The organism is Streptomyces sp. NPDC005202 (assembly GCF_040608235.1).
GTDB lineage: Bacteria > Actinomycetota > Actinomycetes > Streptomycetales > Streptomycetaceae > Streptomyces.
Genome location: NZ_JBEXHW010000067.1, coordinates 1 through 11,531, shown reverse-complemented (window position 1 = coordinate 11,531; position 11,531 = coordinate 1). Strand labels below are relative to the sequence as shown.

General features: G+C 68.9%; 11 protein-coding genes, 1 tRNA gene and 1 pseudogene. 6 read left to right on the top strand and 7 right to left on the bottom strand.

Features of this window, described 5'->3' with window-relative positions; genetic code table 11:
• Positions 1–251: 251 nt before the first annotated feature.
• A complete protein-coding gene (locus tag ABZV31_RS37660; RefSeq protein ID WP_355901341.1) occupies positions 252–422 on the bottom strand; it encodes a hypothetical protein in 171 nt (56 codons plus the stop codon).
• A 493-nt stretch (positions 423–915) separates the two neighbouring features.
• On the opposite strand from ABZV31_RS37660, the gene ABZV31_RS37655 reads away from it, so the two are divergent.
• Positions 916–3,393 (top strand): transglycosylase domain-containing protein, encoded by a 2,478-nt coding sequence (locus ABZV31_RS37655; RefSeq protein WP_355901340.1) that lies wholly within the window; start codon positions 916–918, stop codon positions 3,391–3,393.
• Positions 3,394–3,493: 100 nt separating this feature from the next.
• Here the strand turns inward: ABZV31_RS37655 and ABZV31_RS37650 are convergent, their stop codons facing one another.
• A complete protein-coding gene (locus ABZV31_RS37650; protein ID WP_355901339.1) occupies positions 3,494–3,850 on the bottom strand; it encodes a co-chaperone GroES in 357 nt (118 codons plus the stop codon).
• A gap of 53 nt (positions 3,851–3,903) precedes the next feature.
• Positions 3,904–4,233, bottom strand: coding sequence for a DUF3618 domain-containing protein (locus tag ABZV31_RS37645; protein ID WP_355901338.1), 330 nt, complete (start codon positions 4,231–4,233; stop codon positions 3,904–3,906).
• Positions 4,234–4,386: 153 nt separating this feature from the next.
• On the opposite strand from ABZV31_RS37645, the gene bcp reads away from it, so the two are divergent.
• The 3 genes and pseudogenes from bcp (at position 4,387) to ABZV31_RS37630 (ending at position 6,104) form a co-directional block, all read left to right on the top strand.
• Positions 4,387–4,875, top strand: coding sequence for a thioredoxin-dependent thiol peroxidase (gene bcp, locus ABZV31_RS37640; RefSeq protein ID WP_355901337.1), 489 nt, complete (start codon positions 4,387–4,389; stop codon positions 4,873–4,875).
• A 418-nt stretch (positions 4,876–5,293) separates the two neighbouring features.
• Positions 5,294–6,014: pseudogene (locus tag ABZV31_RS37635) on the top strand (HNH endonuclease signature motif containing protein).
• A 15-nt stretch (positions 6,015–6,029) separates the two neighbouring features.
• Positions 6,030–6,104, top strand: a tRNA-Leu gene (locus ABZV31_RS37630).
• A 57-nt stretch (positions 6,105–6,161) separates the two neighbouring features.
• Here the strand turns inward: ABZV31_RS37630 and rdgB are convergent.
• The 4 genes from rdgB to ABZV31_RS37610 all read right to left on the bottom strand — a co-directional run bounded on the left by rdgB (position 6,162) and on the right by ABZV31_RS37610 (position 8,431).
• Positions 6,162–6,764, bottom strand: a complete 603-nt coding sequence (rdgB, locus tag ABZV31_RS37625) for an RdgB/HAM1 family non-canonical purine NTP pyrophosphatase (protein ID WP_355901336.1) — start codon at positions 6,762–6,764, stop codon at positions 6,162–6,164.
• A 55-nt stretch (positions 6,765–6,819) separates the two neighbouring features.
• Complete coding sequence (locus tag ABZV31_RS37620) at positions 6,820–7,227, bottom strand: hypothetical protein (protein WP_355901335.1); 408 nt, start codon at positions 7,225–7,227, stop codon at positions 6,820–6,822.
• A 146-nt stretch (positions 7,228–7,373) separates the two neighbouring features.
• Positions 7,374–8,111 (bottom strand): ribonuclease PH, encoded by a 738-nt coding sequence (gene rph / locus ABZV31_RS37615; protein ID WP_355901334.1) that lies wholly within the window; start codon positions 8,109–8,111, stop codon positions 7,374–7,376.
• Positions 8,112–8,197: 86 nt separating this feature from the next.
• Entirely contained in the window at positions 8,198–8,431 is a 234-nt protein-coding gene (locus ABZV31_RS37610; protein WP_055495256.1) for a PTS glucose/sucrose transporter subunit IIB, read from the bottom strand.
• A gap of 187 nt (positions 8,432–8,618) precedes the next feature.
• Between ABZV31_RS37610 and ABZV31_RS37605 the strand changes: the two genes are divergently transcribed.
• Positions 8,619–9,914, top strand: a complete 1,296-nt coding sequence (locus ABZV31_RS37605; RefSeq protein WP_355901333.1) for a PTS transporter subunit EIIC — start codon at positions 8,619–8,621, stop codon at positions 9,912–9,914.
• A gap of 219 nt (positions 9,915–10,133) precedes the next feature.
• Positions 10,134–11,399, top strand: coding sequence for a PTS transporter subunit EIIC (locus ABZV31_RS37600; RefSeq protein WP_355901332.1), 1,266 nt, complete (start codon positions 10,134–10,136; stop codon positions 11,397–11,399).
• Positions 11,400–11,531: the final 132 nt, after the last annotated feature.

Sequence of the window (11,531 nt, the reverse complement as noted above, 5' to 3'; positions counted from 1 at the left end):
ATGTCGCAATCCACACCAGGCCAGAAGGCCCTCACCCATTTCAAGATCACACGTCAGTGATCGCTGTCACCAACCTCCGTGGACAGAACACCTAGTGCGCAGGCGACGCGGCGTGCCACGCATTTTCCGGCCGGATGCGCGGAAGCCTTCCAGGCACCAGGCAGGACGCGCGGCGGGTTTTCCAGGCCCAATGCGCGGCGACCGCCGGGAACGGATCGCTCCCGGCGGTCGCCGGACCCTGGACCGACCGGTCAGGCGTCGGTCTGCTCCCAGTCGCTGCACTTGTCCCAGCGGATGCCGCCGGTGGCGGTGCCGCTCCAGTCGCCGAGGCAGGCCTTAATGTTCAGCGGCGTGCCCTCCTTGACGTCGAGGTCGACCGTGCGGGTGGTGTCGACGCCGTTCCGGTTCCAGTAGTAGTACACGTTCCCTCGCCGCCGATGGAGATGATCCCGATGGTCGAATGGCCGTCCTTGGCGAGGTCGGTGATGGTGAAGATCTCGCCGTGGGTCTTGATGTGCGCCTTGCCGCCCCAGCTCTGCGTCGGCGTGACGTCGTAGTCCGCCGGGGCGTGGCGGTGCGGCCGGTCCCGTCGGCGTGCGCCGAGGTGCCCGTCGCCAGGGCGAGCAGGGCGGCGGCGGTGCCCGCGAGGGCGGAGCGTGCGATGAGTCTCATCTGTGTTCCCCTTCAGACGGATCTCGCGAAAACAAGATCATTATTCGAACAGGCGTGCAGTGTAACGGTGTTCACCCGAGCCCGCCGCGCGCCTTCCGACCGCGCGCGCCGGCCACCGCGACGCGAGCCGCTGCCAGGGAACTGATCGCCGGATGGGACAGTCTTCATCAGAGGAGCGCAAAGAGCGCCAGAGGCGTACGGGAACGACGTACGACGCACGCACCACAGGAGTCTCCGCACACCATGAGCGACGAGCCGCAGGCGAAACAGCCGAACGAGGGCCGGGCACACAGAGAGCCCCCCGGGGCTCGCGTGGCCGTTCCGGACCCGGGGACAGGCTCGCCCGACGCCGGGCCCGGGGCCGGGGCCTACGGCAAGAAGCCCAAGCGCCCCAAGCGCACCGGGTGGCGCCGGATCATCCCGACCTGGCGCCTGTGGCTCGGCGGCTTCGTCATCGTCGTCCTGCTGCTGATCGGCGCGTTCTTCGTCGGCTACTCGATGGTCAAGATCCCGCCCGCCAACTACCTGGCGACCCGGCAGAGCAACGTCTACCTCTACGCCGACGGCACCCCGCTCGCCCGCGACGGCGACATCAACCGGGAGAACGTCATCCTCGCCCAGGTCTCCAAGAACGCCCAGCACGCGGTGCTGGCCGCCGAGGACCGGGACTTCTACACCGAGTCCGCCGTCGACCCCAAGGCGATGCTGCGCGCCGCCTGGAACATGGCCACCGGCAAGGGCAAGCAGTCCGGCTCGACGATCACCCAGCAGTACGTGAAGAACTACTACCTGGGCCAGGAGCAGACCGTCACCCGCAAGGTGAAGGAGTTCTTCATCGCGATCAAGCTGGACCGCAACGAGTCCAAGGACAGGATCCTCGAGGGCTACCTGAACACCAGCTACTTCGGCCGCAACGCCTACGGCATCCAGGCCGCCGCCCAGGCCTACTACGGCGTGGACGCCAAGAACCTCGACCCGGCCCGCGCCGCCTACCTCGCCGCCCTCGTCAACGCGCCCAGCGAGTACGACGTCGTCGCCCACCCGGAGAACAAGTCGGCCGCCGTGGCCCGCTGGAACTACGTCCTCGACGGCATGGTCAAGAAGGGCTGGCTCAGCAAGTCCGAGCGGACCGGCCTGAAGTTCCCGGTGCCGAAGGAGTCGACCGTCTCCGCCGGCCTGTCCGGGCAGCGCGGCTACCTCGTCCGCATCATCCGGGACTACCTCACCCAGAACAAGATCATCGACGAGGACTCACTGGACGCGGGCGGCTACCGCATCACCACCACCCTGCAGAAGAGCAAGCAGGACGCCTTCGTCAAGGCCGTCGACGACCAGCTGATCTCCAAGCTGGACAAGAAGAACCGCAAGGTGGACACCTACGTGCGCGCGGGCGGCGCCGCGGTCGACCCCAAGACCGGCAAGGTCGTCGCGATGTACAACGGCATCGACTACGTCAAGCAGTACACCCCCAACGCCACCCGCCGGGACTTCCAGGTCGGCTCCACCTTCAAGCCCTTCGTGTTCACCTCGGCCGTCCAGAACCACTCCCAGACGCAGGACGGCCGCGTCATCACCCCCAACACCGTCTACGACGGCACCAACAAGCGCCCGGTCCAGGGCTGGAACGGCGGCTACTACGCCCCCGAGAACGAGGACAGCGTCTCCTACGGCAACATCACCGTCCGCAAGGCGACCGACAAGTCCGTCAACGCGGTGTACGCACAGATGGCCGTCGACGCCGGCCCCGACAAGGTCAAGCAGACCGCGACCGCCCTCGGCATCCCCGCCAACACCCCCGACCTGACCGCCACCCCGTCGATCGCGCTCGGCACGGCCACCGCCAGCGTCCTCGACATGGCGGAGGCGTACGCCACGCTCGCCAACCACGGTGAGCGCGGGACGTACACGATGATCGAGAAGATCACCAAGGACGGCACCGAGACCGTGGAGCTGCCGAAGCAGACGACCACGCAGGCCGTCAGCCGGGAGGCCGCCGACACCACCACCGCGATCCTGCAGAGCGTCGTCCAGAACGGCACCGCGACCGCCGCGCAGGCCGCCGACCGCCCCGTCGCCGGCAAGACCGGCACCGCCGAGGAGGACACCGCGGCCTGGTTCGCCGGCTACACGCCCGACCTCGCCACCGTCATCTCCGTCATGGGCCAGGACCCGGTCACGGCCGCCCACAAGCCGCTGTACGGCGCCATGGGCCTCGACCGCGTCAACGGCGGCGGCCCGCCCGCGCAGATCTGGGCGCAGTTCACCAAGAACGCCCTGAAGGACAAGCCGGTCACCGACTTCGACCTCCAGCTGCAAAGCGGCGCCGAGGAGACCCAGCCGCCGTCCACCGGCCCCGCGCAGACGCCGGACACCGGCGGCCAGGACAACGGCGGCACCGCCACCACCGGCGGTCAGGACGCCCAGGGCCAGATCCAGGGCCAGATCCAGGGGCAGAGCCAGGGCCAGACGAACGGCCAGACGGCCGGCACGACGGGAGACACCACCGGCGGCACCCCGACCACGGGCGGCACCACCGACGGCACGCCGACCACCGGGGGGACCACGGACGGCACCACGGGAGGCACGCCGACCACCGACGGAACGACGACCGGGGGCACCACCGGCGGCACCCAGGGCGGCGCCACCGACGGCACGACGAGCGACGGCGCAGTGACGACGGACACCGGAGGCGCGCAGAACACGGCCACCCGACGGCAGTGACCCGGGCGACCCGGGCGACCCGGGCGCAGACAGCCGAGGAACGGCAAAAGGGGCTGGTGACGACGGTCACCAGCCCCCGCCAGCCCCTTCGACAGCTGTCCTACAGATACAGCCCGGTGGTGTCCTCCGACCCCTCGAACCGGTCCGCGGCCACGGCGTGCAGATCACGTTCGCGCATGAGCACGTACGCGATGCCCCGCACCTCGACCTCGGCGCGGTCCTCCGGGTCGAACAGCACGCGGTCGCCCGGCTCCACGGTGCGTACGTTCTGCCCGACCGCGACAACCTCCGCCCAGGCCAGCCGGCGTCCCACCGCCGCCGTGGCGGGAATCAGGATGCCGCCGCCCGAACGCCGCTCGCCCTCGCTGGTCTCCTGCCGGACGAGCACACGGTCGTGCAGCATCCGGATGGGCAGCTTGTCGTGATGGGTGCTGTGCTCATTTCTGTTGGCGCTCACGCCTTGAACCTACCTGCCTTCACCACATCCGCACGCCGGTGGGTCGCCGGTCCTCAGCCCCGGCGCCGCCGCGCCCCCAGGGCGAGCAGCCCGACGAGCCCGACGGCGACCAGCGCGACCGGCACGACCCGCTCCAGCCGCGGCGCGCCGTCCTCGTCCACGAACTGCGCCCGCACATCACTCACGACCCGGTTGACCTGCACATAGGCCCGCCCGAGCGTGTGGTCGATGTTGGAGACGACCTTGGCCTTGGCGTCCCCGACGATGGTCTTCGGGTGCACGCGCACCCCGATCTCGTCGAGCGTCGCGGCCAGCACTTCGCGGCGGCGCCTGATGTCCGCCTCGATCTGCGCCGGGGTTCTGGTGTCCGACGTGTCCGCCACCGTACCGCCTCCGAAGTCAACTGAAACCTGTTCAGGACAGTCTGTCAGCTCCGGGTCCGACCGCACTGTCGGCACCCCCGGTTACGCTCGGACCGGAACGGCATTGACCACCACCGCACCGATCACTGATCCACGCACGAGGAGACGACCCCGATGACCGAGCGACTCCAGCCCGGGGACACGGCCCCCGCCTTCACCCTCCCCGACGCCGACGGCAACGAGGTGTCGCTGGCCGACCACAAGGGCCGCAAGGTCATCGTCTACTTCTACCCGGCGGCCCTGACCCCCGGCTGCACCAAGCAGGCCTGCGACTTCACGGACAACCTCGAGCTCCTCGCCGGCGCGGGCTACGACGTGATCGGCATCTCCCCCGACAAGCCCGAGAAGCTGGCGAAGTTCCGCGAGAAGGAGAACCTGAAGGTCAAGCTCCTGGCCGACCCGGACAAGCAGGTCCTCGAGGCCTACGGCGCCTACGGCGAGAAGAAGATGTACGGCAAGACGGTCGTCGGCGTCATCCGCTCCACGGTGATCGTCGACGAGGACGGCAAGGTCGAGCGCGCGCTGTACAACGTCAAGGCGACGGGCCACGTGGCCAAGATCATCACGGATCTGGGGATCTCAGCAGGGACGCGAATGCGCTGAGCAGGCGGCCCGCACCGGGACAGTCCGGCGCGGGCCGCCTCACGTTCCCGACGTGACTGCCCGACAACCTGCTCGTTACTCCGTGCGAGACCACGAACACGCGGTCGAGAACGGAGGGGGCTCACTGGGGGCCAGTGCGTACAGCAGGGAGCGGCTGGAGGAGGCGGCTCGTGGGGCGCGGACGTTGTCGGAGGCGTTGGAGAGGTTGGGGGTGGGTGTTCCAGCGGATGAAGAAGCTGGGGGTGGATACGTGACGGCGACTGGCGCAACAACCGCATCGAGAACTTGTGCCTACTCTGCCCCAACTGCCATTCCACAACGGACAGCTATCGAGGGCGGGCAAGGGACGCAGGAGCCGCACCCCATACGCGATGGTGGCGTACGGTACACCCGCGAGCGCCTGGCGGAAGCTGCCGCAATGTGCTCCGACATCGACGAGGTCATCGCCTTCTTCGGCACCCGGCCGTACAGCTACCTCCGCACATGCCTAGCGAGGCGATTCGCCCACTTCGACATCGACATCTCGCACTTCCGCCCCTTTGGTAGGAGGCGCCCGGCCCACGGACGAGGAACTGCGGGCGGTCGCCCAGTCGACCTCCGTGGCAGAGGTGCTGCGCAGACTGGGCCGTGCGAACAACGGTGCGCAACGAGCGAAGGGAGTGAGTGGATCGCTGACGGTCGCCTCTCGACTACGCACTTCCTGGGCAAGCACCTGGAGGACGCGATCTGCCTGGCCGGCGCCCTGCGCGAGCACGCCGCGCTCCCGCAGGCCCTCGCCGCCTACGAGCGGGAACGCACCTCCACTGGGCGCTGCCGTCGGCCGAGGCCAGCGAGGGAAGCCGGGCACGAACGCCAGACGGCCGCAAGACGTTCTGGTAGGACAGAGCGGCGGATACCGGGTTGCAACCAAGCGTCTGCGCCGCGCGCTCCGCGAAGTCGGCGTACCCGAGCAGTGCGCCAGGTGCGGCGTCGGGCCCGAGTGGTTGGGGAAGCCCATGACGCTGGAGGTCGATCACATCAACGGGAACTGGCGCGACAACCGGCGGGAGAACCTGCGGTTGCTCTGCCCCAACTGTCATGCGATCACCAGTACCTGGTGCCGAGGAGGCAGACCGCGAGCGGTACGCAGAGACCAGTAGAGTAGGCAGCGCAGCGGGCCCGTATCCCAGCTGGCGAGAGGACGCCGGTTTAGATCCGGTGCGTCGTGGGTTCGAGTCCCACCGGGCCCACAGGTGGGAAAGGGCCCCGCACCTTTGATTCGTAGGTGCGGGGCGTTTCTGTGAGAGTCAGCCCAGCAGTTCCCGCACCACCGGCACCAACGCCCTGAACGCCTTGCCCCGGTGGCTGATCGCGTTCTTCTCCTCGGGGGTCAACTGCGCGCAGGTGCGGGTGTCGCCCTCCGGCTGGAGGATCGGGTCGTATCCGAAGCCGTTCGTGCCGACGGGAGCGTGCCGCAGGGTGCCGCGGAGTTGGCCCTCCACCACCCTTTCCGTGCCGTCCGGCAGGGCGAGCGCCGCCGCGCAGGCGAAGTGGGCGCCCCTGTGGTCGTCGGCGATGTCCGCGAGCTGGGCCAGCAGCAGGTCCAGGTTGGCCTTGTCGTCGCCGTGGCGGCCGGACCAGCGGGCCGAGAAGATGCCCGGGGCGCCGCCCAGGACGTCCACGCAGAGGCCGGAGTCGTCCGCCACCGCCGGGAGTCCGGTCGCCCGGGCCAGGGCGTGGGCCTTCAGCAGGGCGTTCTCGGCGAAGGTGACGCCGGTTTCCTTTACGTCGGGGATGTCGGGGTAGGCGTCGGCGCCCACCAGTTCGTGGGTGAGGCCGGCGTCGGCGAGGATCGCCCTGAGTTCGGCGATCTTTCCGGCGTTGCGGGTGGCGAGGATCAAGCGGGTCATGCCGTCCAGTATCCCGGCCGGCATCCGGGCGACCCCGCCCGCATCCTGCCCGCTCCTACGACGTGCAGACCTTCGTCAGTTCGCCCGCCGCGTCCGTGACCGGGCCGATGTCAGGTGTCGTGTCGCCGTTCCTGATGGCCGTACGGACGTTGTCGACGGCCTTGTTCAGGTCGTCGACGGCCTTGTTGACGTCGGCGTTGTCGGTCCTGTCGCCGATCTTGCTCAGGTCCTTCTGGATGGAGTTGAGGGACTCGTCGGTCTGCGTGGGGTCGTTGGCCGCGTTTTCCACCGCCTGCTGGAGGTCGGTGACGCTGTCGGCGATGGAGTCGGCGGTCTGGACGCAGTCGAGTGCCTTGTCGACCGCACTGCAACCGGTCAGTGTGCCGAGGGTGAGTGCGACGGCGGCTGCCGTGGCGGCGATGGCGGTGGTGCGGCCCGGATGTTGGCGTCGGCTGGCGGCCATGGCTCGGTTCCCTCCCCGTTGACGGCCCCCGCAGGCGGCCCCGTTCGTGGCCGGGCGTACGGCGGTGTGCCGTACGCCCGTACCGGTAGGGACGCGGGGGCGGGCGGTGGGGTTGCCCGGGGCGGTTGTGCTTCTTGGGGTGCCCTTTACTTTGCGAGGACGGTCTCGAGTGCGGCGCGCTGGATGGTGGCCAGTTCGGTGCAGCCGGCGACGGCGAGCTCGAGCAGCGCGTTGAGTTCCTCGCGGGCGAAGGGTTCGGCCTCGGCGGTGCCCTGGACCTCGACGAAGCGGCCGTCGCCGGTGCACACGACGTTCATGTCGGTGTCGGCTCTGACGTCCTCTTCGTAGCAGAGGTCCAGCAGGGGCACTCCGCCGACGATGCCGACGGAGACTGCCGAGACCGTGCCCGTGAGGGGCTGACGGCCGACGCGGATGAGCTTCTTGGCCTGGGCCCAGGCGATGGCGTCGGCGAGGGCGACGTAGGCGCCGGTGATGGCGGCGGTGCGGGTGCCGCCGTCGGCCTGGAGGACGTCGCAGTCCAGGACGATGGTGTTCTCGCCGAGCGCCTTGTAGTCGACGACCGAACGCAGGGAGCGGCCGATGAGGCGGGAGATCTCGTGGGTGCGGCCGGCGATCTTGCCCTTGACGGACTCGCGGTCGCCGCGGGTGTTGGTGGAGCGGGGCAGCATGGCGTACTCCGCGGTGACCCAGCCCTCGCCGCTGCCCTTGCGCCAGCGCGGAACCCCTTCGGTGACGGATGCGGTGCAGAAGACCTTGGTGTCGCCGAAGGAGACGAGGACGGAGCCCTCGGCATGCTTGCTCCAGCCGCGTTCGATGGTGACCGGGCGGAGCTGTTCGGGGGTGCGGCCGTCGATTCGAGACATGGCGCCGAGCCTAGTCCCCCAACGCAAGGGGCCCCTCCCGCGGTGGGAAAGGGCCCCGCGGAGCGAACCCGGAGGGTGTCCGGGGCTCACATCATGTCTTCGATCTCCGCCGCGATGGGGTCGGCGTCGGTGCCGATGACGACCTGGATGGCGGTGCCCATCTTGACGACGCCGTGGGCGCCGGCGGCCTTGAGGGCGGCTTCGTCGACCAGTGAAGGGTCGTTGACCTCGGTGCGGAGCCGGGTAATGCAGCCCTCGATCTCATCGATGTTGTCGATCCCGCCGAGCCCGGCAACGATCTTCTCAGCCTTGCTGGCCATGTTCCTTCTCCCTGATCCGAACCGCTTTGTCGCAGTAACCCACAGTTGGCCCATCTTCGCGAGCGGTCGTGTCGTGGGTGCCGAATGATGGCGTTCACGACAGCGGAACCGTCCGCCGACTGGTCTACACCACTGTGCGGGCGGTGGCCAAACGCAGTCCCGCACCGAGGAGCCCCGGAGGCACGCCATGAGTGCCGACAGCGCCGACACCACGGTCCCTCCCGCGCGCGCCCGCTGGAACACCCTGTTCCAGGGCCTGCAGAAGATGGGCCGCAGCCTTCAGTTGCCGATCGCCGTGCTGCCGGCTGCCGGCATCCTCAACCGGCTGGGGCAGCCGGACCTGTTCGGCAAGGACGGGCTCGGCTGGACCGACGTGTCGAAGGTGATGGCGGGCGCGGGCGGCGCCCTGCTCGACGGCTCCCTGGGGCTGCCCCTTCTCTTCTGCGTCGGCGTGGCCATCGGCATGGCGAAGAAGGCGGACGGTTCGACCGCGCTCGCGGCGGTGGCGGGCTTCCTCGTCTACTACAACGTGCTGCACCAGTTCCCGCACTGCCCCGGCGGGTCGAAGTTGGTCGCCAACGTCGGCTGCCAGGCGACGGACGGGACCCTGGCCACGTTCACGTTCCAGAATCCGGGGGTCTTCGGCGGCATCGTCATGGGTCTGCTGGCCGCCTTCTTCTGGCAGCGGTTCCATCGCACCCGGCTGGTGGACTGGCTGGGCTTCTTCAACGGCCGCCGGCTGGTGCCGATCATCATGGCGTTCGTGGCCATCGTCTTCGCGGTCCTGTGCCTGTGGATCTGGCCGCCGATCGGCCATGCGCTGGAGAGCTTCAGCAACTGGCTGAGCGATCTGGGCTCCTGGGGCGCGGGCGTGTTCGGCGTGGCGAACCGGGCGCTGCTGGTGGTCGGCCTGCACCAGTTCCTGAACGTGCCGATCTGGTTCCAGTTCGGCAGCTACACCAAGCCCGACGGCACGGTGGTGCACGGCGACATCAACATGTTCCTGGCGGGCGATCCGAACGCGGGCCAGTTCACCTCGGGCTTCTTCCCGATCATGATGTTCGCGCTGCCGGCGGCGGCGCTCGCCATCACGCACTGCGCCAGGCCGGGCCGACGCAAGGAGATCGGCGGTCTGATGCTGTCGGTGGCGCTGACGTCGTTCGTCACCGGCATCACCGAGCCGATCGAGTACTCGTTCCTCTTCATCGCTCCGGCGCTGTACGCGGTGCACGCGCTGCTGACCGGGGTGTCGATGGCGGTGACCTGGGGGCTGGGCGTGCACGACGGGTTCAGCTTCTCGGCGGGTCTGCTGGACTACGTCATCAACTGGAACCTGGCGACCAAGCCGTGGGCGATCGTTCCGATCGGTCTGTGCTTCGCGGCGGTGTACTACGTCGTCTTCCGCTTCGCGATCACGAAGTTCGACCTGAAGACTCCGGGGCGGGAGCCGGAGGACGAGGTCGAGGACATCACCAAGGCCTGAGCGACGGCCGCCGACCGGGCCCCTGGACCGCCGGTCCGGGGGCCTTTCGCCATGTCTTCGTCCGGTACGGGGATAGCGCTGCCGTAGCAGGAATCGCGGGTTCCTTACACGGCCTTCATCGTGCTACAACAGGTCTACACCACTCAGTGGTGTAGACCAGAGACGCCGCCGTCCCCCTTCCCTTGTCCCCGGGCGGCGCCATGCCCAGTGGAGGAAGTTGTGACCACGGCCAGCGCCGCTCCCGCGGCCGAGAAGAAGATGGGCGCCGGCCTGATGGCTGTGCTGCAGCGCATCGGCCGCAGCCTGATGCTGCCGGTGGCGGTCCTGCCCGCCGCCGCCCTCCTGGTGCGCCTCGGCAACACCGACATGCTGGGACGCCCGTCGTTCCCGACGTTCCTGACGAAGATAGCGGGCTTCATGGCGGCCGGCGGGAACGCGATCCTCGACAACATGGCGCTGCTGTTCGCCGTGGGCATCGCGATCGGCTTCGCGAAGAAGTCGGACGGCTCGACGGCGCTCGCGGCGGTCGTCGGCTACCTGGTCTTCAAGAACGTGCTGGCCACGTTCACCGACAAGAACCTGCCGAAGGTGGCCCAGGTCGTCGACGGCAAGATCGTCATGGTGAACGCGCCGGTGGACGCCAAGGTCCTCGGCGGTGTGGTGATGGGTCTCGTGGTCGCCCTGCTCTACCAGCGCTTCTACCGCACCAAGCTGCCCGACTGGGCGGGCTTCTTCGGCGGCCGCCGCCTGGTGCCGATCCTGTCGGCCTTCGCGGGCCTGGTCATCGGCATCGTCTTCGGCTACATCTGGCCGGTCCTGGGCACGGGTCTGCACAACTTCGGCGAGTGGCTGGTCGGTTCGGGCGCCGTGGGCGCCGGCATCTTCGGTGTCGCCAACCGTGCGCTGATCCCGATCGGCATGCACCACCTGCTGAACTCGTTCCCGTGGTTCCAGGCGGGCGAGTACCACGGCAAGAGCGGCGACATCGCCCGCTTCCTGGCCGGCGACCCGACCGCGGGCCAGTTCATGACCGGCTTCTTCCCGATCATGATGTTCGGTCTCCCGGCGGCGTGCCTGGCCATGGTGCACTGCGCCCGCCCGGAGCGCCGCAAGGTGGTCGCCGGCATGATGTTCTCGATCGCGCTGACGTCGTTCGTCACCGGCGTGACCGAGCCGATCGAGTTCACGTTCATGTTCATCGCGCCGGTCCTGTACGCCCTCCACGCGGTGCTCACCGGTGTCTCGCTGGGGCTGACCTGGGCGCTGGGCATGAAGGACGGCTTCGGCTTCTCGGCGGGCGCGGTCGACTTCGGACTGAACCTGGGCATCGCGACCAACCCGTGGGGCCTGGTCCTGGTGGGCCTGTGTTTCGCGGCGGTCTACTACGCGGTCTTCCGCTTCGCGATCATCAAGTTCAACCTGCCCACGCCGGGCCGCGAGTCCGACGAGGAACTGGCGGAACTGCGGAAGGCCGAGGCCAAGTAGCCTTCCCGCAACGGCCCGACGGCCCCGGAACACCTCCGGACGCTGTTGGTTAATTCGGGGCCGGGCGTGACGTCGGCCTTCAAGACCTGGTTGTGGTCTTGAAGGCTGACGTTGTCGTATGGGGTGGGTGCG